Genomic DNA, 24,531 nt, shown 5'->3' on the forward strand with positions numbered 1-24,531 from the left:
GTGGTTAAGAAAAGCTTGTCTCAGAATGAAAACGGCCTCCGCAAGGAAGGCCGTTTATGGTTATAAGCATCGGAAAATTAAGATTATTAGGCCGTTCGATCTATGCGGGGACGCAGTAAGAGAGCGAGCGTCAGAAAAATTAGACAGGCTATCGTAACGAAGATTGGCAACCCATGCGTTAGGTACTGTTGAGCTATTCCAGCGAAGAGAGGACCGATTAATGCGCCCACACCCCACATTAAGCCCATGCTGGCATAGATGCCAACAAGCTGAGCGCCTTTGAACTGGCTTCCCACTACACTGAGCATGATTGTATAAATTCCGACAAAAGCGCCGCCCCACAAGAATAGCAGCGAATACGTTAGCCATGGCAGACTGAGGGCCCAAGGCCACACCGCAGCTCCACCTGCCGAAAGCGCGGCCAGTATTACCAGAAGTGTTTGTCTGTTCATTCGATCCCCCAAAAATCCAATGGGAATTTGGAGGACGATGGCTCCGAACATCATGACGGACATGAGCTGAGTGGCTTGATTTTCATTCCAGCCGAGATTGACGGCATAAAGCGGGAGGAAGGACAAGCCAGACGATTCAATGGCCGCATTCAAAACGGTCGCTGCCAGTGCTACTGGAGCCAAAACAATATAACGCAGCGGGTTACCATGAGGCTTATCAGTTATTGGTGGCGCGGCTATTTGTGGGCTGCTGATTAGCAATGCAGCAACGACAGCGAGCACAGAGCCCACAAGATAGGCCAAAAATCCCGACGAACCTATGATCGAAAGGGTAAGTGGCCCAAGTGCAAATCCAAGTGATAGAGCGGCAGTATATATGCCCATGCTTTTGGATCTGTTTTCATCGGTACTAAGAGCGTTTAACCAGGTTTCAGAGACAACGAAGAGCGTTTCGGATGCTGCGCCTAATAATATCCTCAATGGAAACCACAGCCAGATAAGAGGGATGGCAGGAAACAAACCGAGTAAAAGAGCCGCAGCTGTTAGGGCCAGAATGACAAGAAGACGCATTCCGAGCAAAGCACTGAAGCGTGGCAGCAAAAATGCCATGCATAGCACTCCCACTGCGTGCATAGCTGCATTTGTTCCGATAACGGCCTCGCTGAACCCCATTTCGTCTAGGTCCAGCGCTATGAGAGCTGCACTGAGACTATAGGTCAGGCCAAATATCATTGCAGTGCTGATGACTGCTATGCGCGAAAGAAAAATGGTCTGAGATTGAGAGTTCATTGGAAACGCTGCGCCTGACCTTTTAATAGAATCGAAATGCCTGAATTTTTAAAGTTTAAGATAAATTCTTAATATCTTATAGTTCAGTTTTTCTTTACCTTAAAAGGATGCGTAACGATTATTCGTCGGCTTTAATCTTGGAGAAATGTCTTTGGATTTTTATAAGGCTTCCATCTAAGTCAGTAAATCGGATACCTACCCCTAATGCATCTTTGATACCAAATGAATATCGATTAGAGAACCTTTTGCTGAATTGTACAGGATCTGTGCAGCCGTACTTATAAGAAATTGATTTAATGGACACTTTTTGCCCTTCGGGTAATTTTGAAACATCGACGTAAGCGGCCCTTAATCGCCTGTCCCAGATTAATTTACTTATTCCGCCGTAACTCTCGAAAATTCTATAAAGATGTGCTCTCGATATATTAAATCTCTCGGTTATTAACGTTGGACCCAATGCGGTATTTGATATGTTTTGATCAATAAAATCTATTATGGATTGTCTTTGTATTTCGGTTGGCAGATTTATTCTACTGCCTTCTTGTGCAAGTCTTTTGCCGATAAATTCTATGACATCTACTTCCAGTGAACGAGTTTCGATGACGCTGCTATTTGATGCGATATTCAAGGAGGTCGAAATCATGTTGGTGAGCATAATAGCCAATGGGGTCGCTGCTCTTATGACCGAGCCATGCAGCAATTGAGGGTTTAGGATTCTGGAAATGATCGTGCGATCAAATGCGAAAGAATAGGTTCCGCCTTCCGATACTTGTATTTCAAACGGTTTTGCATAGTCCATTAAAACGATGTCGCCCATGCGCGCCGTAATGTTTACTCCGTCAGAATTTCCGCGAAATTCTCCACCTAAAACCACTTGAAGTAAAATGTGATCTATACCAGTATTTTTTATGAGAGTATTACTTCTAACACATAGATGTGCATCATATTTTGATTTTCCGATTAGAGAATAACCAAACAATCTAGATTCTATATCTCCAGATATACTTGATTGCTTATTGTCGGAAATTGGAAATACTTCATATAAGGGAGACATTATGGATTTCCATAATTCATTTCTCATCCGCTTTTCAATGAAGCTTAGATCGGAATTATTATCGCAATTTTCATTTTTAATGTGACTATCCACATCCGGCCCCCGTGAATGTGCAAAATCCGTATTTTTGGGTATGTTAACTAAGTAATATTATACTTCTGAATAGAATAAGCAATATTATTTTGTAATTTGATATCTAATTATGAAATTCCGATATGAATTTTGCGTTGATTAATCCGATCAGATTAGAAAATCTGAGGGATTAATCAACTGTATCTCAAAAATAACTTATAGTTGAGGGAACATGCACTCGACAAAGCGCGCGGCAGTTGGCTGTGGCTCGTGGTTGGCAAGTCCCGGCCGCTCATTGGCTTCGATGAAAACGTAGTTTGACCTCTCGGGTGATTTCACCATGAAGTCAATTCCGACTACGGGGATCCCAATGGCGCTTGCAGCCTTGCAGGCGGCATCAACCAGAGTTGGATGCACAGTGGCCGTGACATCGTGAATAGTCCCGCCAGTATGAAGGTTCGCAGCCTTACGCACCGTGATCTCGCGGCGGTCGTTAAGCACATCATCAAGCGTCAGACCTTGCTGTTCAAGACAGCGTTTGGTCTCAGCATCCAGCGGGATGCGGCTTTCGCCACCCGTTGCAGCCGTACGGCGCCGTGACTGCACTTCAATAAGACGGCGGATGGTTGATTTGCCGTCACCGATTACGCGCGGCGGGCGACGCACAGCGGCGGCAACCAGCTTGTAATCAATAATTACCAATCGCAGATCTTCACCTTCAAAACAGGCTTCTAGCAGAACCTGATTACAAACTTCGCGTGCCTGCTTGATGGCCGCGCGCAGATCTTTCATCGTCGTGATGCCGACGGAAATCCCGCGACCCTGTTCACCTCGCGCGGGCTTTACGACGAGTTTGTGATGTTTGGTAAGGAAAGCCTCAAGCGTTTTGTCATCTGCATCCGCCGCGATTTGCTCAGGTACGCTCAAACCGGCTTTTGCCACTGTTCGGCGCGTGACGGCTTTGTCATCGCAAATCGACATAGCAACGCCCGATGTCATTTCAGAAAGACTTTCGCGGCAGTGGATTGAGCGTCCGCCATGCGAGAGACGGAAAAAGCCGCCTTCCGCATCGGTAATGTCCACATGCACACCACGGCGAAGCGCTTCGTCAACGATGATGCGCGCATAAGGGTTCAGTGCATCAAGGGAATTGATCGGCTGGGCAAAAAACTTCTCATTGATCGCGTTTTTGCGTTTGATAGCAAAAAGCGGCACACGGCGGAATTTCAGCTTTTCATAAAGCCGGATTGCATTGTCATTGTCGTAAAGAACAGACAAATCAACATGATTGAGTCCCCGAGCCTGAAAATGCTCCGCAAGCTTGCGCACGAGCTTTTCGCCGATGCCGGGTTGTCGTGCCTGCGGATGCACAGCCAAACACCAGAGTGAGCCACCCTGAGCGGGATCATTGAACAGGCGTTGATGATTAATGCCTGTGACTGTGCCGACAATCTCGCCCGTCGCGTCATCCTGAGCGACAAAATAGGTAACAGCGCGGTTGTCACGCTCGCAGGAAAAGAAGTCGTCGCGTAACTGCACCATACCACAGGCCGCATAGACGGCATTAATGCCGTCAGCGTCGATCTCAGATATAGCGCGGCGAATGGTGATGCCGCGTGTGCTGCGGTTACTTGCCCGATAATTGGAAAGCTCCAGCCGATAGGTGTGCGACGGATCGAGGAAGATTTCCTGTGGTGCAAGCGATAGCAGCACATGTGGATCGCTAACATAAAACAGGATATCACGGCTTAAAGGAGCCTCGGCGCGCAACGCTTCAATGATCGCTTCGTTGCTTTCAAAGGTCTGCGCGAATAGCAGGCGTCCCCAACCGCAATCAAGCACTGTGTTACGGTTGGGGTTGTGTACGTTCTGCTCTGTTTGGCGGGACAGATGTTCCTGATAAAAGCCAGCGCTTTCGGGTGTACGCAGTCGTGTCAGCCGGTGCGAGAACGCGTTTCTGCCCCTTGCTTTCTGCCGCGTCATTTCAACTTCACCTGTCTTTTTCATCTCACGCCGCCTCTTGCGTCTGAAGCCACATTTCAAGCAGTCCGGCCTGCCAAAGCTCCGATCCACGCAAAGGCGTGATATGGTCAGAAGGGTTGGCAAACAGGCGGTCAAGATAATCACGCTGGAACAGTCCGCGTTCGCGTGCTTGTTGCGATGAAAGCGCATCGCGCAGCATATCGAGATAGGGACCAGCGATATATTTAAGCTGCGGCACCGGGAAGTATCCCTTCTTACGGTCGATTACCTCGCTTGGGATGATCTTGCGGGCGACGTCCTTCAAAATGCCCTTGCCGCCATTCCGCAGCTTTTCTTCTGGCGGCATACGTGCTGCAAGTTCCACGAGTTCATGGTCGAGAAACGGCACACGGGCTTCCAGCCCCCACGCCATTGTCATGTTATCGACGCGTTTGACAGGGTCATCCACCAGCATGATATTGCTGTCGAGACGAAGTGCGCGGTCAACGGGTGTGTCAGCGCCATCTCGCAATAAATGCTCTTCGATAAGTTCGCGGCTATGGTCGCGATCTGTCATCCAGTCGGGAGACAGCTGGGTTTTAAGCACCTCATGCGAGCGGTCACAGAACGCTTTGGCATAATCGCTTACTACGTCGTTTGAATCGACCAGCGGCGGATACCAGTGATAGCCCGCAAAGACCTCGTCGGCGCCCTGACCGGATTGCACCACCTTGATATGTTTGGAAACTTCCTTCGACAGCAGATAAAAGCCGACATTGTCGTAGGAAACCATTGGTTCCGACATGGCGGCAATCGTACCAGGAAGCGCATCCATCAAATCAGAGCTCGGCACAAAAATCTTGTGATGATCGGTGCCGAAATGTTTGGCAATCAGGTCGGAATAGACGAACTCATCGCCTTTTTCGCCGTTGGCTTCTTCAAAACCGACCGAAAAGCTCATAAGGCCGGTCTGACCTGCTTCGGCAAGAAGGCCGACAATCAGGCTCGAATCCACACCACCCGAAAGCAGAACACCAACCGGAACGTCAGAAATCATGCGGCGCTTAACTGCGATGCGCAACATATCAAGAAGCTGCTCCTGCCACTCTTCACGGCTGATAGCGCTGTCGCCAGCCAGACGGCTATGCGGCGGCTGCCAATAGATGCGGTCGCGAAACTCGCCATTGGCCTGATAAACACGGATCGTTGCCGCAGGCAGCTTGCGCACACCGTTATAGATGGTGCGGGGAGCCGGTACAACGGCATGAAAGCTCATATAATTATGCAGTGCCGCGCGGTCGATTGAGGTGTCTACACCACCAGCCTTCACAAGGGCAGGCAGCGCTGAGGCAAAGCGCAAAGCGCCGCTGACCTCTGCCAGATAAAGCGGCTTGATGCCAAAACGGTCGCGGGCAAAAATCACACGCCCGGTATCGCGCTCATGGATGGCAAAGGCGAACATGCCGTAAAAGCGCGTCACGCATTCTTCGCCCCAGGCGTGCCATGCCTTAATAATAACTTCCGTGTCGCCATCGGAAAAGAAGCGGTAGCCATTGGCTTCGAGCTCTGCACGCAATTCGCGGAAATTGTAAATGCAGCCGTTGAATACAACGCTTATGCCAAGATCGGCGTCGATCATGGGCTGCTGGGATTTCTCCGACAGATCGAGAATTCTCAATCGCCGGTGTCCAAAGCCGACATTGCCACGCACAACGATGCCAGAAGCGTCTGGCCCTCTGGGGGCAAGAATGTCTGCCATTTTCGAGATTGCCGAAACCGACGGTGTCGCACCATCGAACCTGACTTCTCCGCAAATTCCACACATAAAAAGGGTCGAAACCTCCATTGTAATCTACAAAAATGAGGCCGTCGCGTGAGTTTTGGCGGCGGCCTGCATAGTTGCTAATGCATGCGCGCCGGTATGGTTCCGAAATTTCTGATTTTTATGCGCTTGGTGCTTTTTTCAGTTCGTTTTCTTTGGAGAGCATGTATTTTTCGGCGGAAATCATATGTTCCAGCGCGATTTTACGTGCATCTTCGACCCTGTTTTCCATCAGAGCCGTCAAAAGGCGATGCTGAAAAAGCAGGCCTTCTTCGCGAGATGCAGGTGTGGGATCGGCATAAATGGCACGCGCCACAGGCATATTGCGCAGCAGATTGTGCGAAACACCACACATGAACCCAAGAAGCCGATTTGGACAGAGTTGCGCCAATTGTGTATGAAAATCGAGTTCTGCCACACGCTGCTGAAACTGGTCGTCCAGATTGGTCGGAGGGCGGTCGTAAAACCGCATCGTGCTTTCCAGTTTCTCCAGATCATCATTGCTCAACCTGCCGGCAAGGGATACAGCGATCTCAGGCTCCAGCAATTTACGAATGGCGTAGATTTCCTGAAGGCTTGGCTGGTCGAAGAAGAAATAATTGCCGAGCATTTCCATTGCGTGTTGTGTCGATGGTTCGGCAACGAATACACCCCCACCTGGGCCGGTGCGTGTGAAAAGCAGGCCCTGCGTTTCCAGTGCCTTCATTGCTTCACGCACGGTACCTTTTGCCGCCTTAAACTGGTCTATCAGGTCTTTTTCCTGCGGCAGGCGATCGCCGGGTTGCAGACCGTCAGTCTGAATAACCTGCCGGATACGTTCAGCAATGACCTCCGGGCGTCGTTTCGCTTTGTTAAGTGAGGCGGCACGCGTTTTGGTGCTTCGTTCGGAGGCCATACCTTGCTACTCTCTTTTCATACGCGGCGCGCTGTCTATCAACTGACGTGTATAGGCATGTTGTGGTTCGCAAAAAGGTCCTCGGCGGTCGCTTCCTCGACGATTTCCCCATAATACATGACGGCAACGCGGTCGCTGATAGCTTCCACCACCGCAAGATCATGGCTGATAAAGAGATAGGACAGTCCGAACTGCTGTTTAAGCTCATCGAGCAGTAGCAGCACTTGCGCCTGAACGGAGACATCAAGTGCACTGACCGGCTCATCCAGTACGATGATTTCGGCATTTGCGGCTAGTGTGCGGGCTATCGCGATGCGCTGGGCCTGCCCGCCGGAAAACTCATGCGGGTAGCGCAGAAGAGTATCTTTTGGCATCTGCACGGCATCAAGCAGTTCTTCCATACGCGTTTGGCGCTTTTGACTATCCAATTCACCCAGCAGCTTCAGGGGTGTTTCCAGTATCTGTCGGATGGTCTTGCGCGGATTAAGCGACGCCACGGGGTCCTGAAACACATATTGGATCATTTTGCCAAAAGCTCGCGGACCAGAGCGGCGAAGTACGCTGGCATCCTGTCCCGCGATTTTCATCGTGCCGTCGCTCGGCTCTGTCAGCCCCACCAGCATTCGCGCCAGAGTGCTTTTTCCCGAGCCGCTTTCGCCTACGATTGCCAGTGTTTCGCCGCGCGCGAGATTGAACGACACAGACTTGACCGCTTCAACAGCATGGCGCTGTTTGCCGAAAAATGAGCGTCCGCCACCAAAGGTTTTGCTCAGATTCTGGACACTGATTGCAGCCTGGCTCATGTGGCGGCCTCCATCTGTTTGCCGCTGAATAGCTTTGCCACGCGCACATAAAAGTCCTTGCCGTGGCCAAGTTCCGGCACGCAGGCAATCAGCCGCTTGGTATAGCTGTGTTGCGGGTTGGCGAGCACCTCTCTGGCGGTCCCGGTCTCGACGATCACCCCGTCTTTCATGACGGCAACGCGATCGCAGATTTCAGAAACGACGCCGAAATCATGAGTGATAAACAAAAGCGCCATGCCGCGTTCGCGCTGTAGATCGCGTAAAAGCTCAAGAATGCGCGCCTGTACGGTCACATCAAGTGCGGTCGTCGGCTCATCGGCGATGATGATGTCGGGATCATTTGCGAGTGCCATGGCTATGCCGACACGCTGACGCTGACCACCGGAAAGCTGGTGCGGGTAATGATCTGCACGCTCCTTTGCATCCGGAATACCCACTTTCTCCAGCAAGGCGATAGCTTCTACCCGGCGTTCGGATGCGCTGATCGATCTATGCGCTGCGATTGCCTCCTCGACCTGTTTGCCGATTGAGTACATCGGGTGCAACGTGGTCAACGGATCCTGAAAGACATAGGCGACCTTGCTGCCGCGCGTGGCGGCCAGTTCGGTTTCGCTCATGTCGAGTACATCTTTGCCGTCAAGATAGATGGCGCCGTTGCGGATCATTCCGGGTGGAGAAGCGACCAGCTTCATGATGGAAAGCGCGGTGACGCTTTTGCCTGAGCCGCTTTCGCCAATCAGGCCAAGACATTCGCCGCGATTAAGATGCAGGGAAACACTGTTGACCGCAGGCGTGTAGTTGCTATTGTTGACGAAGCCTGTTTCGAGCTTTTCGACCGCGAGAGCTGCATCCAGCATCCTCGTCTTGGGCGCGGTTCTGTTCTTGGCGATTGCCGTTACCGAGCCGGGGCGGGCAAGGGCACCGGAGCGCAAACGGGGATCAAGCACATCGCGGATGCCGTCGCCCAGCACATTGAGGCTGATGACAATCAGAAAGATCATCAGGCCCGGCACGATTGAAACATGCGGTGCCGTGAACATCTGCGCGCGGCCTTCACCGAGCATCGAGCCAAGATCAGCCTGTGGCGGCTGCGCACCAAGACCCAGAAAGCTGAGGCCTGCCGTTTCAAGGATCATCCAGCCTGCCGTGGTTGACATGGTGATGACGATAACCGGCAACACATTGGGCAACACTTCGGTAAGCAGGATTGAAATATGCCCTTTGCCGGAAAGCCGGGCAGCATCGACAAATTCGCGATTGGCAAGGCCGAGTGTTGTGCCGCGCACATTACGTGCAAAGAACGGGATATTGACCACGGCAATTGCATAAAGCGCATTCATCAATCCCGGTCCCAACGCTGCAACGATTGCAAGAGCCAGCAGGATATAGGGGAAGGCCATCAGCATATCGATGCCACGCATCATAAGGTTGTCGGTGCGCCCGCCTGCATAGCCTGCGACGATGCCGATAGCCGAGCCGATCACGGCAGCAATCAGCGTGGCTGCACAGCCTACCGCGATCGAGACGCGGGCGCCCCAGAGAAGGCGACTCAGAATATCGCGTCCAAGCTGGTCTGTGCCCAGCAGATGACCTGCGGAGAAGACGGGTTGCAACCGGTTTGCAGGTGCTGTCGCATCCGGGTTGGGCAATGGCAGGATGGGCACGAGTATTATCAGCACGCAGATGAGCGCGAGCAGAAAAAAGCCAAAAGCTGCCAGACGATTGCTCATCAGCAGACGCCATGATGACAGACGTGCAGGAGCGGCTGTGGTGTAGGTTTCCGAAAGGGCGCTCATGTGCGTATCCTCGGATCAAGCATGGTTTGAAGGACATCGGCGAGCAGATTGAACAGCACATAGCTAGCTGCCACGATCAGCACGCCGCCCTGCACAAGCAGGATGTCGCGGGTCGAAATTGCCTTCACAAGCATGGCGCCGATACCGGGCCATTGAAACACGGTCTCGATATAGACCGCACCGCCCAGCACAAAGCCTGCCTGAATGCCGATAACGGGAATGACACTGACAAGGGCTGCACGAAAGGCGTGACCGTAAATAACGCGACGCTCATTGAGCCCTTTGGCGCGTGCGGTGCGGATATAATCCTGACGCAAAACTTCGAGCATAGCGCCGCGCGTCAGCCGGGCAATCACACCGGCAGCAACGACCGCAAGCGTCGATGCTGGTAGTATCAAATGCCAGATCAGGTCTTTGAGATCGCCGCCGCCATAGACTGCATACATGCCCGATGCCGGAAGGATGCGCCAATGCACTGCGAAGAGATAAATCAGCAGAAGACCAAGCCAGAATGACGGGATCGAAATGCCTGCCAAAACGATGAAGGTGATAGTGCGATCTGCCCAGCCAAACTGACGAACGGCTGAGACAATGCCTGCAAAAAGTCCGAAGATCGAACAGAGTACAAGCGCAACGCCCGCCAGAATGAGCGTTGCCTGAAAACGTTCCAGCACTTCATCGAGAACAGGTCGGTTGAGCACGAAGGAGCGACCGAAATCACCCTGCAGCAGATTGCCGATCCAGATGAAATATTGCTGAATAAGTGGCTTATCGAGACCGAGATCACGATTGATACGCTCGACATTTTCCGGCGTTGCATAAGAGCCGAGCAGAGCTGTCGCAGTATCGCCGGGAATTGATGCCATCACCAGAAACACGATGATGGACAGCCCGAAAAGAACGGGAACGACCGCTATGAGCCGCTTGAAGATATAGGCTGGCATTAGCCCTCCTCCGCTCTGTTTAGAACGCGCTTCGATCTAATAAAATCAAATCGACGCTCTAAACCTTTTTGTTTTCACGCACATTTGCCCCGAAAACCGGTTCCCACTTTTCGGGATGTGCTCAAGCAAAATTGCGCTAGCGACTGAAACGCTGGCGCAGTGCTTTATTGTTTGGTCACATCCTTGAGATGCAGCAGGAATGACGGCTGGAGCTTGAAGCCCTGAACGGCTGCTGTTGTGACAGCATTCTGTTTCCAGTTGGCAACAAAGAGCCATGGCGCATCGTCGTGGACGATAGACTGAATCTCGCCGTAAAGCTTGCCGCGCTCTGCCTGATCGGTCGATGTACGCGCCTTGGTCAGCAATTCATCAACTTTCGGATTGGAATAATAGCCCGAGTTAAAGCCACCTTTGTCCGGCAGGGCTTCGGTGCGAAGCGTGAGAAATGGAACCGTGTCGGGATCATTGGTCATCCATGCCATTTCAGCCATGTCTGCCTTGCCATCGAGACCGGAGTTCACACGACCAAGAAAGGTGTTCCACTCGTAGGTCTCAATCTTCACCTTGAAGCCGACGGCCTGAAGATCCGCCTGAATCGCCGCACCCATATTGATCGGGTCGAGCATGCCTGAGCCCCCTTCTGTCACATAGAAAGTAAGTTCAGGATTGGTAGCGCCTGCTTCCTTTAACAGCGCCTTGGCTTTTTCCGGATCGTAGGGATAAGGCTCGGTTTTATCATCAACCCAGTTGAATGCAGGTGGCACCGGACCGGCCGCGACAGTTGCAGAACCTTGCAGGACATTATCGACCAGACCCTGCTTGTTGACTGCATAGTTTGCAGCCTGACGAACTTTCTTGTCGGCGAACGGACCGCTTTTGGTGTTGAGGATGCTGAACCAGACATGCGGTCCCGCCTGTTCTGCGACAGCGAAATTTGCATCCTGCTTGAAGGTCGCGAGATTATCCGGCGGCACCTCGACCATGATATCGATGCCACCTGCCATCATTTCAGCAACGCGCGTATTGGCGTCGGTGATGGGACGGAAAACAATCGCGTTCAAGGTCGGCGCCGTATCCCAGTAGTCGGGATTACGCTCGACCACCACGCGCTGGCCAGACTGCCATTCGGCAAATTTGAATGGGCCGGTGCCGGAAGGATGACGGCCAAACTCCGCACCATATTGTTCAACCGCTGCTGGCGAAACGATCAAGCCGGTCGGATAGGCGAGGTTTGACAAGAAGGGCGCGAACGGTTCTTTCAGCTTGAACTCGACGGTGTTTGCATCGAGCGCATTGACGCTTTCAATGGATTCAAAGTTGAAGGAGAGGGGGAACGGTCCGGTGTTATAGAACGGATGATCCTTGTTCAGCATCCGCTCGAAGTTGAATTTGACCGCTTCCGCGTTGAAATCCGAACCGTCATGGAATTTCACGCCCTGTCTCAGCTTGAATGTATAGGTTTTGCCATCGTCTGAAATGGTCCAGCTTTCAGCAAGCGCCGGCTCGATTTCCAGCGTGCCATCCTTATAGCGGACCAGACCGTCATAGATGTTCACAAGGATGCGGAAATCATTTGTTGCCGTGACCGTGTGCGGGTCAAGCGATTGCGGTTCAGCAATCTGCCCGACGATCAGAACATCGGGCGGTGTCTGCGCGCCAGCGTGAAATGTCGCTGAACCCAGAACCAGAGTGGCCGCTGTCAAAACGGCGCGAAATAACCTCTTCATCAGCGGTTCCTTTCGTTTGGCCATATCTGCCTGCAAATCTGTCAGGCTATTATTTATAGGGAGTAAATGACGTATATCAACAAATTATCATAATTAATTTGCGTGACCGCACCCGCTTTACGCTTTTAGGGACGCGCTCGAAAAAAAGGCGGGATGCCCCGCCTTTAAATTCTCAGTGCTGTTTTCAGCTATTCCGTCGGGCTATCTTCAGGCCTCAGATCTTGCTCGGCCGTGGTCGATGTCTGATGCGTAAAGCCCTTGAGACCTTTGGTCGTTTCCTCTGCATCGCGCTTGATCTCAACCTCGCTCATTGCATAGTGAACAGTAAGCTTTGCAATCGATGTAAGAGCGCTCAAATGAATGCGTTCATAGCCGTGCGACGCATCGACACCGAAGGCCAGAAGCGCCGTGCGAACATCGTGGCCAGCCTCTACCGCAGATGCCGCGTCAGACCGATAATAGCGGAAAACGTCCTTCTGCACCGGGATATCGTGCTCGCCGCAAAGCTCGTAAAGCTTCTTGGTCAGATGATAATCGAAAGGCCCGGTCTGGTCCGCCATAGCGAGTGTCACGCCAAATTCGGACGAATTCTGACCGGGGGCTGTGGTACCGTTATCAATCGCCACCAGCGAGGCAATATCCGGCACAACGGCTGCAGAAGCGCCGACGCCAACTTCTTCGCCTATGGTGAATATCCAGTATGTATCGACCGGTGTTTCGACATTGAGCCGCTGCATGGCTTCGAGCGATGCCAGCATGATTGCAACGCCCGCCTTGTCATCAAGATGGCGCGAGACGATGAAGCCATTATCGATGAATTCCGGCATAGGATCGACGGCGACAATGTCGCCAACGTCGATGCCGAGCTCAATGAGGTCTTCCTTGTTGCGGGCCAGCGCATCGACGCGCAGCTCGATATAGGTCCAGCCAACGGGAAGCGTATCCACTTCCTCATTGAAGGTGTGGCCGGAGGCTTTCAGCGGCAGGATCGAGCCGCGATAGGTGCCTTTGGAAGAGAAGATCGAAACGCGCGCACCTTCTGCAAATCGTGCCGACCAGTTGCCGATTGAAACAAGCTCAAGCCGCCCATTGGACTTGAGATACTTGACCTGCGCACCAAGCGTATCGACATGGGAGACGATACCGCGCGCAGGCTTTCTCGATTTGCCGCTGCGGCGTGCGCGGATCGCCCCTCGCCGCGTTAGGATAACTTCAAGCCCGAGCCGCTCCAGTTCGCGGGCAACGAAATGCACCGCTTCATCCGTAAAACCTGTAGGGCTTGGAATTGCCAGCAACGCAGCGAGCTTTTCAATAAGATAGTCTTGGTCGATCATAATTTTGTTCATGGATGACTAATTTACGGTTCTGGTCCGTGTCGTCAACCATCGTTAAAAATTTAATAAAATTAAATTTTTAACGATGGTTTCGAATACTCAGTGTGTAATTGAATATTTAATAAGGAACCTATTTTTATTGGCATTTTATTGATAAATTCCGTATCTCGCCCGTTGGCTTCGTTAAAAGACTTGTATAGCGTCATCTAATATGTGGGGCGTTGACTCGCCGGGTGGAGACGTTCTTTCGGATGGCAAGGCTGCGTAACAACGGAGATCGGTGGTTTGTTGCGCTCGCCGCATGTCTTGGCGTGGGAATAATTATATTTTTGGGGCAGCTCGAACTGGTTCGTCTCTCTTATATTCGTTTGAATGAATACCGCGACGACCTGTTAAAACACTCAGTAAATGTCGCAAAGTCTGGCAGGAATACACTTGCGATCGTCAACAACAGTAGCGAAGATTTTTGTTCTGACGAGAATATCACGGAATTGAGGCGATTGGCTTTTAACGCACGTTATCTTCGTGATATCGGTCGCGTAGAGGATAATCATATAGTCTGTACAGCGTTATGGGGCAAATTATCCCCTCCCATCGAATTGCCGGTCTCAGATCGGGAAGTAGATGGCGGACACCGACTCTGGGCCAACGCAAGGGGCATTGGAAAACATCTCGGGCCTGTCGATATGGTTACGCATGGTGCGGGGATCGTGTTTACTTCACCTGTTGCCTTTGAGTCTTATGAAAAGCCAGAGCCAAATTTGAGCGCTCATGTTTTGAGCCGAAGCAGCAATTATATTTATCGTACATTTGGTGATGCCAGCCAGTTGACAATGCAAGCGCCCGAGAAGCTGGCGTGGTATGACATCCGTTCTCATCGCGTAGTTTCAGGCTGCTCTGACGAGATTGATATTTGTGTGATCGCGTCGTTATCGGGAGTCAGCCTTTTTCAACAACCAACCGGCGTCTTTATGGCACTTGTGGCCTTTGGAGCGCTTGCTGGCAGTGGACTGGGCGTGGCCGCTATTCGGTGGCGGCATGGTTACTCGTCGCTACCACAACAGATAAAGCGAGCAATTACCGAAGAACGTATTACGGTTGTTTATCAGCCGCTGGTGTCGCTTCGCAACGGTCATGTGAAGGGTGCCGAAGTGCTTGCGCGACTGTCTGATGAGCATGGCGCAGAGATACCCCCCGATGTATTTATTATGATAGCAGAAGAACAAGGCGACATCAAAAACCTAACACGTATAATCATCCGTAAGTCGCTGGAGGAAATGAGGTTGCTGCTACAAAAGCACAGCGATTTCTATATCAGCCTCAATTTATCGGTAGATGATGTTGTTGACCCTAAAATCCTGGTTTTTCTTGATGATGAAAGAAGCCGCCTGGACATCTCTGCCCAGCAAATCGTTCTCGAAATAACCGAACGCTCAACCACGCATCATGAACAGCTCATCGAAGGAATGAGGTCCTATCGGGCTAGAGGCTATGAGTTTTTCATCGATGATTTCGGTACCGGATATTCGAATCTAGCTTATATGGCAAAATTGCCTATCAGCGGCATTAAGATTGATCGCATGTTTACACAGGCTATTGGCACCGAGGCCGTGAGCGCAGAAATCGTCGAAAATATTTGTAATATTGCCGCGCGCCTTGAGCTAAAGCTGGTCGTTGAAGGTGTGGAAACACCGGAACAGGCCGAGCATGTGCTTGAATTGCACAAAGATGCCATTGGTCAAGGCTGGCTGTTTGGCCGTCCGGTTCCGATTGCGGAATTTCATCTAAAAAAACCCGCAATATTAAGTTGATAATAGCAGCAATTACGACGATCGATCGGAAATTACTTGCTGTTGTTTCGCAACGTCATGTGATGCGGTCGAAGCATTATGTTGTTCCCGTCACCATTCCACCAAATGAGTTCTTGGGTGACTTTTATGGCAGTTTGAATTGCGAAACCGAAGAAGAAAAGGCTTATGAACATACAAACAACATCGGCAGCTCGAATATCGCGAATAGCCGTAAGTCATCCAGCTCGATCGACAAGCATACTGTTCAGCTGGGCTTCAACTTCGATTTCTAGCAGTTAAAAGGTGCGACATTTTGTGCCGAAGCATTTTTTTCCGTCTCGGGATTGCAAAAGATGGGTCGCTCAAACGTCTTAGTAAATGGAGAGGTTAATGTCCGGTTCGAACCGAAGACATGCCAGATAACAGGGACATACGATATGACTGATGCCGCCGTACTTGAGCAGCCCGTTGCTCTTCCCCGCTCGAAACGTCTAAAGGCGCGTACCACAGGAACGCATGAGCGCCTTGACCAGAGCATCATGGCAGGCAAGCCATTTTCCAGCCGTGACCGCTATGCAATGTTTGTGCAGGTGCAGTATCAGTTCCACCGCGATATCAATGTTCTTTATGACGATGCCGCTCTTGATGCGTTGCTTCCAGACCTGAAGGGCCGCCGCCGCTTCGAACAGGTTGGTCAGGATCTTATCGATCTTGGATTTGAGCTGCCAGCACCCGATGCAGCACCTGCTTTTGCAGAAGGCATTGAAATTGATCTGCCGACCGCACTTGGCTGGCTTTACGTTGCTGAAGGTTCCAACCTTGGCGCTGCTTTCCTCCTCAAAGAAGCACTGAAGCTAGAACTGTCAGAAGAGTTTGGCGCACGCCATCTCGCTGGCGCGCCTGAAGGCCGTGGTTTGCATTGGCGTACATTTACCGCAGCACTGGATGAAGTTGATCTCACAGAAGTTGAAGAAGAACGCGTTGTTGCGGGAGCAGAAGCTGCTTTCCGTCGCGTTCATGCGCTGGTGCGTGAAATCTTCGCTTGATCCTCACATATCGTAAAGGCCACATGTTGATGGGGCCATGTTTCTGAAAAGGTTTACACCAGAAAAGATTCATGTGATGCGATTTACCAGACAAGCCGAACTTTCGATTGAATTGCTCGTTCTCTGCGCCCGTAACTCGGGCGGCCAAGCTGTCACGACACGTGAGGCTGCAGAAGCGACGGGCACGACGAAGGATCATGCAGCGCAGATCGTCTCGGATCTCATTCATCACGGTTTTCTGGTCGGCACGCGGGGGCGCGGGGGCGGCATTCGGCTTGCTTGTGAGCCGGATGCCATCAACGTTGGCACTGTGCTGCGTTTGATGCAGCCTGGTTTTGACAATCCGGCTGAAGCAGCAAAAGACAATAATACAGGGTCTGCCTTCGGGCATTTGTTGCAAGCCGCACAGCGATCATTTGTTGCTGCTTTTGATGATTTTACAATTGCCGATCTTGCTTTGCAGACGGAAGACGGACGCCTTGCATGCCTTGATTGTGATCTGCTTAGCATGATCAATCACGGGCAGATGCTTTCTGATTTTCGCCGTAAAGAGAAGGTCGTTGTTACGCCTGTATGGGCGGAGCTGTCATGAACGGTAATAGCGACAACCACGATCTGCGTGGCGGCGTGAGTGAGTTAGCACTTTGGGCGGGGGCATGTTTTGTTGTGCTATCGGTTCACGTTGCAGCTGCAATGTGGCTGATGCGTGAACCGGAAATGGCGATGGCGGATGATACGCCTCCGGCAGCAATCATGATCGAACTGGCTGAGACACCGGAAGCAATGACGACGGAGGAAAACGAGATTTCCCCCGATCAGGAAACAGCTGATGCCAGTGCACCTGCGGAGAAAGTCGAAAAACCCGTAGAAGAGCCTGAAGTTCAAGAAGAAGAAAGTGCTCAGGAAGAACCGACTCCGGTTGAACCGGAAGAAGTGCATCCAGAAGAAGAACTTGCACAACTCGAAAATGTTGAAGTCCCTCTTCCGATAGCGAAGCCTACTCCTCCGGAACCCAAAAAAGAGATTGAGAAAAAGCCGGTTGTTAAAAAAGAAGTTGTAAAGAAAGAGGATACTAAGAAGACGCCCGTTAAACAACGCCAGCAGGAGCAAGCGTCGTCCAAGCAGGCGGTCAAGGCCCAAGCTCAGGTGGCGCAGACAAACCGGAATGCCGCACGCCAATCGGCGTCTGGCCTATTCGCATCTTCAATGACACCGGCCCGCTGGCAGTCACGTCTTATGGCGCATCTTGAGCGTCGTAAAAAATACCCTTCTGCTGCGAAATCACGCGGGGAAGAAGGCGTTGTTTATGTTCGCTTCCGCATCGATGATAGCGGCAAGGTTCTGTCTGCTTCGCTCGCAAGATCTTCGGGATGGCCGGAGCTCGACAGTGAAGTGTTGTCATTGGTTCAGCGTGCTTCGCCTGTCCCAGCACCTCCGCCGGATGCTAACAAGACGATTACGGCACCTGTTAAATTTTCCCGGCGCTAAAAAATAAAGGACTGAAACCAGTGGTTTCAGTCCGTTTTTCTCATCAGAATTTCCGGCTAAACGAAACCTTGAAATTACGGCCCGGCATAGCTGTGATGCCGTCGCTGAGATAAGGCTCGTATTCTTTGTCGAATATATTATCAAGACCAAGCCGCAGTTCAGAATCCTTCATGACGCCTTTTGTAGGTGCCCAATTGAAGAACAGGTCATGGACGGCATAGCCGGGTGCATTTGGTCGTTTGAAACTCAGATCATCTTTGACGTAACCAGTTCTGTTCTGATGATCGACAAAAGTGCCGGTCCAGCCAAAGTTGATGTCATAATCAGGAAGTTTGTAGCCAAGCGTGGTTATGGCAGTGGTTGGCATGATGTCGTTGATATAGCTATCGGGACCATGGATATTATTAAGCGTCCCATGACGCCTGCCGATCATATAGGTGAGACTTGCGTCTGCAAATAAGAAGCTGTTTTCATAATGCGCTTCCAATTCAAAACCGCGCGAATAGTAGGAAGGCATGTTCCAGTAGAAGGAAGCCTCTCTGTAATCTAGTCCGGCATTATTTTTACTACCGACGCGTCTTCCGACGGGGTTTGTAACCTTGTTGTTGAAGAAAGAGCCGCGAACCATCAACATATCGCCATCTGTAAAGATGCTGTTGAGCGATGTATCAGCGCCGATGTTGACCGTGTTATTGCGTTCGACCGAAAGACCGCGACTTGATCTGGATGTTTTCGTGTCCGCACTCTGCACCGAATAGATTTCATCGATGTTGGGCGCGCGCATTGCATAGGCCCAGTCAACAAACAGGCGTGTTGCGGGTGTAATCTGGTATGACGCGCTGACCGCCGGTGTGAAACCGTGATGCGTTACCGCGGAGTAATCGTGACCTGCGGATGGATCATTATAACGAGGCGCGGCATTAGGCTCGCCTTCTGAACGAATATAATCATAGCGAATGCCCGGGGTGACGATCAGTTTGTCAGTTAGTCCGATCTTGTCTCGGATAAAGAATGATGTCACGTCCTGTTTTCCGGCAGGCATTATCCACGGCGCGAAATAGCCGTAATTATACTGAGCCTGATTTTCATAACCCTTGTAGAACATTGTCACATCACGAACGTGATGATTGAACTGCACACCGTAGTTCAGGCTGTGATCGATGCCGCCAAGCTGAAAATTTGAAGTATTTTCTGCTTCGATATGAAAATCAGAATATTTTGCGTCGTTTTCCGTCCCGCCAAGGGATGCCGAACCTTCCACACCGGGAAAGCGTTCTGCATGCATATCGGTGGATGAATAGCTCGCCATGATCCGCGTGTTCACCAGATCGCTGTCACCATCATAGGTGTGCTCGACAACCGATGTGAAATCTTTCAGCTCTCGCCATGCAAGCATTCTTTGCACGGCACCCCGATACCCATATCGTTGGATTTGATAAACACTCGGCTCAAACTCTCCGCGAATAGCGGCGAGGGGTCCCCAGTTGGCACTTTCGCCGTAAAGTACAGACGCAGTTAGTTTATGCCCTGCCGCTTCTCCAGATAGTTTGCCGGAAAAGGAAGTCAGCTCGGAATTGGAGTAACTATAGACCTCGCCGCCGCCAACACGCATGTTGTCGCCTTTGCGCCATGTCAGGCTGGCAATACCGTCGAAATCAATACCCGTGCCGAGATTGGAGCGGCCATAGACTGCGCCAGTTTCCAGGAACTGCTTGTTTGCTGTTTGGTATGCGGTCTTGCCCCATGCACCCCAATTTTCGCCCACCCGCAGCATATCTGCTGCATCCTTGCTCTCAAGCCTGATCGTGCCGCCGAAGCCACCATTGCCATAACGAACAGTGGTTGCACCTTTTTCGATTTCGACGCGCTTGAGCAATTCTGGCTCTACAAAGATTGTGCCCTGATCGTATTTTTCGAAATTCTTTGGTGCGCCGTCGAGCAGAATGCGCACGTCGGTCTGACGTGAAAAGCCGCGGACCGCAATTGATTGACCTTCGGTACGCACGCCGCCAAGCATGGAAACGCCGGGTGTCTTTTTCACGAGTTCAGGAATTGTTGAAGCCTGTGCCTACTGCAATTGTTCAGAGGTGATCTGCGACACACGCGGATCAAGCTCGGCAAAATCAACACCAGTAATATTTCTGACGGTGATGGTGTCGAGTTGCAAGAAACCGTTATTGACAGGCGCAGCGGTATTGTTTGCACCCGTTTCGCGCTCAAGGCGTACCGTGCGGTCGCCGGTGAAACGATAGTCAATATCTGTGTTACGCAGCAGCGTCGCAAGCGCCTGCGCAGGTGTCATGATTCCCTTGACGCCGGATGTGCTTAAACCGCTGGTGACAGACGCATCAAAAGCGATCTGAAGACCCGTTTGCACTGCAAGACGGTTGAGGCTGTTTGCAAGCCCTCCTGCCGGAATGTTGACCGCGACTGCCTGTGGTGCCGCCTGCGCCGTAGCAGGCGTGGCAATGAACGCGCTCAATACGGTGCCGCTCATAAGCAGCGATGCAAACAATGGACGTGCGCAGACGTTGAGAATGCGCGAAGAGGGGATTTTCATGTCGTTTCCAGTCTCAACGGTCAGGGCGTTGGTGTCGGGCATTGGTATTGAGGCTCTAGCGCATGCGCGCAAATTGCCTTTCAAAGACTGGACGAATGAGTTGATATGTTTGGGACATCTGATCGAAAATTAATTATGCAGTACCGTCAGGAGTGATCCCACACGTATTGCTTTGAGATCAAAAGCTTTGATAAAATCATCAAGTGCGGTTGAAGGGGCCGTCAGATCAAATGAGCCTGTTATCCGGCGTTCGGCAAGGTTGCTGCTTGTGATCATCACCTTAACGGGAAGGTGGCGCGCAATATCTTCGATGACATGCTCAAGCGGCTGGTCCTCAAAAACGAGACGACCGCTTCTCCAGGATGCAGCGAGTTCCGGATCGATCATCGCGACCTGACCAATGCCATTGCGGCTGTCGTATGAAACGCTCTGTCCTTCATCCAGCCGTAACGTATCGAGTGGGTTGAAGGCTGATGAAGACGCGCTTGTCTGAACCTGAACCGCATGTTCGGTCACAACCACATCTGCACCACTATCTTTTAACTTTACATCGAATTGAGTTCCAAGGGCTGTCACTTCGCCATTTGCAGCTTTAACCCTGAAAGGGCGCTGCGGATCTGGTGCGACAATGAAATAGGCTTCGCCGCGCAATAGCTGTACTTGACGTCCATCATTCGTAATATCAAAAGCGACTGCCGATCCGGCATTCAATTGAACGGTGGAACCATCGCTTAATTTAATGACGGGCATTTCGCTACTTGTCGAAATAGCATCCGCCCGCAGGCGCATCGGGCCATCAAATGCAATGAAACCACCGGTAAGGGCAGCGAAGAAAAGCATCGAGCTTAAAGCAGCAGCAATCGGATAATTCGGCTTTCGTGCAGCATTTTTTGCAAAATCTGTATCGTTTAACAGTAGAAAACGACTATCACTGAACACGCGGGCGGCTTTAGCAAATGCGCGTTCATGTCGGGTATCACTTGCGCGCCATAGTGCACAAGCTTCGATAAGCGTTTCATCATCGGGGGCGGCTTGCAATTGAAGCAGCCAGTCGATTGCCTGTTCCTGAACCTGTCGCTCAGCCTCGTTCGTTTTTTTTGATGCTGGGTTCATTATGCCTGGTCCAGTTCGTCCAGTCGAATGAGGCAATGCATAAGCGCTTTTCGCAGGTGTCTGTCCACCATATTCCGCGTGATTCCAAAGCGCATTGCTATTTCATCCGGGGGTAGGTTGCCAATGCGATGGGCGATGAAAACGCGGCGCTGTTTCAATGGCAGTTCCATGATCGCATCGCGCAGACGAGCGAGGCGGCGTGGCATATCCAGTGCCAGATCAGGATCTGTAACCTTGCTTGCAATGTTTGCGGCTTCTTCCTCTGTGCCGGAAAAGAGTTCGGCTTCAAAGCGTTCGCGGCGAAAGCGGTCGAGACCCAGATTGATCGCAGCACGTGTAAGAAAGGCGCGTAACGACGATTTGCCTTGAAGATCGGTTCCGCGATCCTTCAGGCGCACATAAAGATCGTGGACGACTTCATTCGCATTGGAGGAGGCGTGCCCACGCCGACGGACTGCGCGGCACAGTTCGTCGTAATAATCTGTAATAGCGGCATCGATATCTGCAATTTCTTGCAGAGGAAAAGCCGAAGGCAGATTGTGTTTGTCGGATCGGTTCAAGGAGGGCACCACATTTTGTTGCGGCACCATAGTTATGCATTCGCTGAAACACAATAATATATGAGAAATATACTCATCTTATTTAGCGGTGTTGCATTTTGGCAAAAGTAGGCTGCTGCAATGGAGAGAATTCCATTGCAGCAAAAATAAGCTTATTTCGGCAGCTGCGCGGCTGTCTGCTTAATGGCTGTGGTAATCTGCTGGCAGAACGGCTCGACGCTCTTGCCAGAGGTTTTGGCGTAATCTTCAACGTCGGTTTCCTGCCCAAGTGACTGGACAAGACCCTTGCGGCCTGCGGCCTGCGCTTCTTCAAGGCCTGACTTGTCGGCAGGTTCCTGCATGATCTTCATGATGGACTGCTGGCTGTCGATGTCTTCCTGTGTCGCGAAGCCTTTGTCTTTGCAATACTCGACGATGCCAAGCTGGTTCTGAGCTGCTTTATAGAGCGCTTCAGGCGTCATCTGTGGTGCTGTGGCCTGACCTTGCGCTAAAGCGCTGCCAGCCGTGAGAGTCGTCATAATAAAAGCGCAGATACCCGCAGTTTTCATCGTTTCAACCTTTCAGTTCTTTTGCATTTCCCACCCGAGCAAACAGATAGAGCGGGTCCGGTAAAACGGAACCCGCCCAGAAAGGCTTAAAGGTCATAAAAGGCATCGCGAAATAAAGACCTGCAAAACCGGGTAACAAGTTTTTACTGCATTTCGGGTTTTCAAGGCTTTGTTTCGTCACATTCGGTGCTGGGGGTTACGCCCAGAAATACCGCACAATGTGGAAGAACACAGGGGCTGAGAAGACAAGACTGTCTGCGCGGTCGAGCATACCGCCATGTCCTTCGATCATGTGTCCCCAGTCTTTGACCCCGCGATCACGCTTGATGGCAGATGCCACAAGCCCGCCGAAAAAGCCCATGACGCAAGCGGTCGCGGCCAGCGCACCAGCTTGCAATGGCGAAAACGGTGTGAGCCAGGCAAGTCCAGCCCCCAGAAGTGATGCGCTCGCGACTCCTCCGACAAAGCCTTCCCAGGTTTTGGACGGCGAAATATTGGGTGCAATGCGATGCTTGCCGAACAATTTTCCGAAAACATATTGCAGCACGTCGCTGCCCTGTACGGTTGCCACCAGAAATGCGATCAACAGCAATTTCTTGCCCTCATAGCCTGGAATATCCAGAGTCATCAGCGCAGGCACATGGCTGATGCAATAGACCGAGAGCATGATACCCCATTGCTGTTCGCTGATGCGTTCGAGAAAGCGCGACGTATCGCCGGAAAGGGCCGTCAGCACAGGCATGGCGAGGAAGCAATAGACCGGAATGAAGATGGAATAGAGGCCGTACCAGTCGATCCAGATTAGATAGTATTGCACTGGAATGACCAGCAGGAACATGCCAAGCAGCACGCGATGGTCAGCGCGACGGGTTTGTGTAAGCGTCGCATATTCGCGCAATGACGCAAATGAAATGAGCGCAAACAGCACGATCACGCCGCCTTTTCCGAAGAGAAAGGCGATACACATGGCGCCGACCATGATCCACCATGCCTTGATGCGGGCATTGAGGTTGACCAGGGTGGATGAAAGCGGTTTTGGCGCACGCCATGACAACACACCGGCAACGGCACTGGCTGTGACCAGAACGCCCATGAGGCCAAGGAAGAGTTGGGTCGTTTCGCTCATGGGTGATTACCATTCTGAGGCTGAATATCGAGAAGGCTCTGGCGCGCGCGTGTGAGAAATTCCTTGCGATCCTCTCCCTCATGGAGCTGAACCGGCGCACCGAAAATCACACGGCAAAGCAGTGGCACGGGCAGCATTGCGCCCTTTGGCAAGACGCGTGACATGTTTTCAATCCAACACGGCACCAGTTCAACATCTGGTCGTGCCAGCGCAAGATTGTAAATGCCGGACCGGAAACGCAGCAGCGCCTCATCGGTCATGTTGCGTGTGCCTTCGGGAAAGATGATGAGCGAATGACCATCGGCCAGCGCTTTCAGCATCACCTCCATGGGATCTTGTGTGCGTTCCACCCAGTTGCGTTCCACAAGCACAGTGCGCAACAGCACTTCAGCCATGAACTGGCGCACGGCATTGCCTCGCCAGTAATCAGCACCAGCGACGGCGCGGGTGCGCGCACGTTCTTCCTGATTGAGGCAGGAGGAAAGCAGAATGAAATCACCATGGCTGGTGTGGTTGGCGAAATAGATGCGCTGATTGCGCGAGGGTCCGGTGCCGCTCCAGATGGGCCGAACGCCGGTAATCCCGCGCGACAGGATCGCCAGAAACGAGCCGAAAATCGATTGCACCTGCTGGCGGATCAGCTCCCGCAT

The 24,531-nt window shown here is 51.8% G+C and carries 22 protein-coding genes and 1 pseudogene; 6 read left to right on the forward strand and 17 right to left on the reverse strand.

The annotated features are described in order from the left end of the window. Positions 1-86: 86 nt before the first annotated feature. From RI570_RS13530 to RI570_RS13575, 10 genes and pseudogenes are all read right to left on the reverse strand, one after another. Positions 87-1,241, reverse strand: a complete 1,155-nt coding sequence (locus tag RI570_RS13530) for an MFS transporter (protein ID WP_313829078.1) — start codon at positions 1,239-1,241, stop codon at positions 87-89. Between the two features lie 118 nt (positions 1,242-1,359). Beyond that, positions 1,360-2,388: a hypothetical protein gene (locus RI570_RS13535; RefSeq protein ID WP_313829079.1), complete on the reverse strand. Its 1,029-nt coding sequence runs from the start codon at positions 2,386-2,388 to the stop codon at positions 1,360-1,362. A 195-nt stretch (positions 2,389-2,583) separates the two neighbouring features. Continuing rightward, complete coding sequence (gene ngg / locus RI570_RS13540) at positions 2,584-4,374, reverse strand: N-acetylglutaminylglutamine synthetase (RefSeq protein ID WP_313829081.1); 1,791 nt, start codon at positions 4,372-4,374, stop codon at positions 2,584-2,586. A 1-nt stretch (position 4,375) separates the two neighbouring features. Then, a complete protein-coding gene (locus RI570_RS13545; protein WP_313830040.1) occupies positions 4,376-6,154 on the reverse strand; it encodes an N-acetylglutaminylglutamine amidotransferase in 1,779 nt (592 codons plus the stop codon). A 118-nt stretch (positions 6,155-6,272) separates the two neighbouring features. After that, entirely contained in the window at positions 6,273-7,046 is a 774-nt protein-coding gene (locus RI570_RS13550; protein ID WP_313829082.1) for an FCD domain-containing protein, read from the reverse strand. Positions 7,047-7,052: 6 nt separating this feature from the next. Beyond that, positions 7,053-7,849, reverse strand: a pseudogene (locus RI570_RS13555) (ATP-binding cassette domain-containing protein). Further along, positions 7,846-9,645 carry a dipeptide/oligopeptide/nickel ABC transporter permease/ATP-binding protein gene (locus RI570_RS13560; RefSeq protein WP_313829083.1) on the reverse strand — a complete coding sequence of 600 codons (1,800 nt, stop codon included), beginning with the start codon at positions 9,643-9,645 and terminating at the stop codon, positions 7,846-7,848. Before RI570_RS13560 ends, RI570_RS13555 begins: the two are co-directional and overlap by 4 nt. Next, entirely contained in the window at positions 9,642-10,589 is a 948-nt protein-coding gene (locus RI570_RS13565) for an ABC transporter permease (RefSeq protein WP_313829084.1), read from the reverse strand. Before RI570_RS13565 ends, RI570_RS13560 begins: the two co-directional genes overlap by 4 nt. 164 nt (positions 10,590-10,753) lie before the next feature. Next, positions 10,754-12,316 (reverse strand): ABC transporter substrate-binding protein, encoded by a 1,563-nt coding sequence (locus RI570_RS13570; protein ID WP_313829085.1) that lies wholly within the window; start codon positions 12,314-12,316, stop codon positions 10,754-10,756. 188 nt (positions 12,317-12,504) lie between these two features. After that, positions 12,505-13,662, reverse strand: a complete 1,158-nt coding sequence (locus RI570_RS13575; RefSeq protein ID WP_313829086.1) for an osmoprotectant NAGGN system M42 family peptidase — start codon at positions 13,660-13,662, stop codon at positions 12,505-12,507. Between the two features lie 239 nt (positions 13,663-13,901). Here RI570_RS13575 and RI570_RS13580 point away from each other — a divergent pair, with 239 nt between their 5' ends. From RI570_RS13580 to RI570_RS13600, 5 genes are all read left to right on the forward strand, one after another. Further along, positions 13,902-15,461: an EAL domain-containing protein gene (locus RI570_RS13580; RefSeq protein ID WP_313829087.1), complete on the forward strand. Its 1,560-nt coding sequence runs from the start codon at positions 13,902-13,904 to the stop codon at positions 15,459-15,461. Further along, on the forward strand, positions 15,458-15,733 hold the full coding sequence (locus RI570_RS13585; RefSeq protein WP_313829088.1) for a hypothetical protein: 276 nt from the start codon (positions 15,458-15,460) through the stop codon (positions 15,731-15,733). Before RI570_RS13580 ends, RI570_RS13585 begins: the two co-directional genes overlap by 4 nt. Before the next feature lie 144 nt (positions 15,734-15,877). After that, entirely contained in the window at positions 15,878-16,486 is a 609-nt protein-coding gene (locus tag RI570_RS13590) for a biliverdin-producing heme oxygenase (RefSeq protein ID WP_313829089.1), read from the forward strand. 37 nt (positions 16,487-16,523) lie between these two features. Next, the gene (locus tag RI570_RS13595; protein ID WP_313829090.1) at positions 16,524-17,078 is read left to right on the forward strand and encodes an RrF2 family transcriptional regulator; all 555 of its coding nucleotides are present in this window, start codon (positions 16,524-16,526) and stop codon (positions 17,076-17,078) included. Then, positions 17,075-17,974, forward strand: a complete 900-nt coding sequence (locus RI570_RS13600) for an energy transducer TonB (RefSeq protein ID WP_313829092.1) — start codon at positions 17,075-17,077, stop codon at positions 17,972-17,974. Before RI570_RS13595 ends, RI570_RS13600 begins: the two co-directional genes overlap by 4 nt. A gap of 43 nt (positions 17,975-18,017) precedes the next feature. On the opposite strand, the gene RI570_RS13605 is transcribed toward RI570_RS13600, so the two are convergent. Both RI570_RS13605 and RI570_RS13610 read right to left on the reverse strand, forming a co-directional pair. After that, positions 18,018-20,027: a TonB-dependent receptor domain-containing protein gene (locus RI570_RS13605; RefSeq protein ID WP_313830042.1), complete on the reverse strand. Its 2,010-nt coding sequence runs from the start codon at positions 20,025-20,027 to the stop codon at positions 18,018-18,020. A gap of 15 nt (positions 20,028-20,042) precedes the next feature. Then, the gene (locus tag RI570_RS13610; protein WP_313829094.1) at positions 20,043-20,534 is read right to left on the reverse strand and encodes an STN domain-containing protein; all 492 of its coding nucleotides are present in this window, start codon (positions 20,532-20,534) and stop codon (positions 20,043-20,045) included. Here RI570_RS13610 and RI570_RS13615 point away from each other — a divergent pair. Then, positions 20,533-20,667, forward strand: coding sequence for a hypothetical protein (locus RI570_RS13615; RefSeq protein ID WP_313829095.1), 135 nt, complete (start codon positions 20,533-20,535; stop codon positions 20,665-20,667). The genes RI570_RS13610 and RI570_RS13615 overlap by 2 nt on opposite strands. On the opposite strand, the gene RI570_RS13620 is transcribed toward RI570_RS13615, so the two are convergent. The 5 genes from RI570_RS13620 to RI570_RS13640 form a co-directional block, all read right to left on the reverse strand. Beyond that, entirely contained in the window at positions 20,664-21,647 is a 984-nt protein-coding gene (locus RI570_RS13620; protein WP_313829096.1) for a FecR family protein, read from the reverse strand. The two genes, RI570_RS13615 and RI570_RS13620, sit on opposite strands and share 4 nt — an antisense overlap. After that, entirely contained in the window at positions 21,647-22,216 is a 570-nt protein-coding gene (locus tag RI570_RS13625) for an RNA polymerase sigma factor (protein WP_313830043.1), read from the reverse strand. Before RI570_RS13625 ends, RI570_RS13620 begins: the two co-directional genes overlap by 1 nt. Positions 22,217-22,359: 143 nt before the next feature. Continuing rightward, positions 22,360-22,725 (reverse strand): hypothetical protein, encoded by a 366-nt coding sequence (locus RI570_RS13630; RefSeq protein WP_313829098.1) that lies wholly within the window; start codon positions 22,723-22,725, stop codon positions 22,360-22,362. A gap of 226 nt (positions 22,726-22,951) precedes the next feature. Next, positions 22,952-23,881 carry a phosphatidate cytidylyltransferase gene (locus tag RI570_RS13635; RefSeq protein WP_187547827.1) on the reverse strand — a complete coding sequence of 310 codons (930 nt, stop codon included), beginning with the start codon at positions 23,879-23,881 and terminating at the stop codon, positions 22,952-22,954. Further along, positions 23,878-24,531 carry a lysophospholipid acyltransferase family protein gene (locus RI570_RS13640; protein WP_313829100.1) on the reverse strand — a complete coding sequence of 218 codons (654 nt, stop codon included), beginning with the start codon at positions 24,529-24,531 and terminating at the stop codon, positions 23,878-23,880. Before RI570_RS13640 ends, RI570_RS13635 begins: the two co-directional genes overlap by 4 nt.

This window comes from Brucella pseudogrignonensis (assembly GCF_032190615.1).
GTDB classification, from domain to species: Bacteria; Pseudomonadota; Alphaproteobacteria; order Rhizobiales; family Rhizobiaceae; genus Brucella; species Brucella pseudogrignonensis_B.

Excerpts from the sequence above, each read along its gene's own strand:
- RI570_RS13575 (WP_313829086.1), bottom strand. The coding sequence starts at position 13,662 with ATGAACAAAATTATGATCGACCAAGACTATCTTATTGAAAAGCTCGCT.
- RI570_RS13560 (WP_313829083.1), bottom strand. The coding sequence starts at position 9,645 with ATGAGCGCCCTTTCGGAAACCTACACCACAGCCGCTCCTGCACGTCTG.
- RI570_RS13570 (WP_313829085.1), bottom strand. The coding sequence starts at position 12,316 with ATGAAGAGGTTATTTCGCGCCGTTTTGACAGCGGCCACTCTGGTTCTG.
- RI570_RS13530 (WP_313829078.1), bottom strand. The coding sequence starts at position 1,241 with ATGAACTCTCAATCTCAGACCATTTTTCTTTCGCGCATAGCAGTCATC.
- RI570_RS13595 (WP_313829090.1), top strand. The coding sequence starts at position 16,524 with ATGTTTCTGAAAAGGTTTACACCAGAAAAGATTCATGTGATGCGATTT.
- RI570_RS13610 (WP_313829094.1), bottom strand. The coding sequence starts at position 20,534 with ATGAAAATCCCCTCTTCGCGCATTCTCAACGTCTGCGCACGTCCATTG.
- RI570_RS13635 (WP_187547827.1), bottom strand. The coding sequence starts at position 23,881 with ATGAGCGAAACGACCCAACTCTTCCTTGGCCTCATGGGCGTTCTGGTC.
- RI570_RS13640 (WP_313829100.1), bottom strand. The coding sequence starts at position 24,531 with ATGCGGGAGCTGATCCGCCAGCAGGTGCAATCGATTTTCGGCTCGTTT.
- RI570_RS13590 (WP_313829089.1), top strand. The coding sequence starts at position 15,878 with ATGACTGATGCCGCCGTACTTGAGCAGCCCGTTGCTCTTCCCCGCTCG.
- RI570_RS13600 (WP_313829092.1), top strand. The coding sequence starts at position 17,075 with ATGAACGGTAATAGCGACAACCACGATCTGCGTGGCGGCGTGAGTGAG.
- RI570_RS13565 (WP_313829084.1), bottom strand. The coding sequence starts at position 10,589 with ATGCCAGCCTATATCTTCAAGCGGCTCATAGCGGTCGTTCCCGTTCTT.
- ngg (WP_313829081.1), bottom strand. The coding sequence starts at position 4,374 with ATGAAAAAGACAGGTGAAGTTGAAATGACGCGGCAGAAAGCAAGGGGC.
- RI570_RS13620 (WP_313829096.1), bottom strand. The coding sequence starts at position 21,647 with ATGAACCCAGCATCAAAAAAAACGAACGAGGCTGAGCGACAGGTTCAG.
- RI570_RS13630 (WP_313829098.1), bottom strand. The coding sequence starts at position 22,725 with ATGACGACTCTCACGGCTGGCAGCGCTTTAGCGCAAGGTCAGGCCACA.
- RI570_RS13545 (WP_313830040.1), bottom strand. The coding sequence starts at position 6,154 with ATGTGTGGAATTTGCGGAGAAGTCAGGTTCGATGGTGCGACACCGTCG.
- RI570_RS13615 (WP_313829095.1), top strand. The coding sequence starts at position 20,533 with ATGTCGTTTCCAGTCTCAACGGTCAGGGCGTTGGTGTCGGGCATTGGT.
- RI570_RS13550 (WP_313829082.1), bottom strand. The coding sequence starts at position 7,046 with ATGGCCTCCGAACGAAGCACCAAAACGCGTGCCGCCTCACTTAACAAA.
- RI570_RS13580 (WP_313829087.1), top strand. The coding sequence starts at position 13,902 with ATGGCAAGGCTGCGTAACAACGGAGATCGGTGGTTTGTTGCGCTCGCC.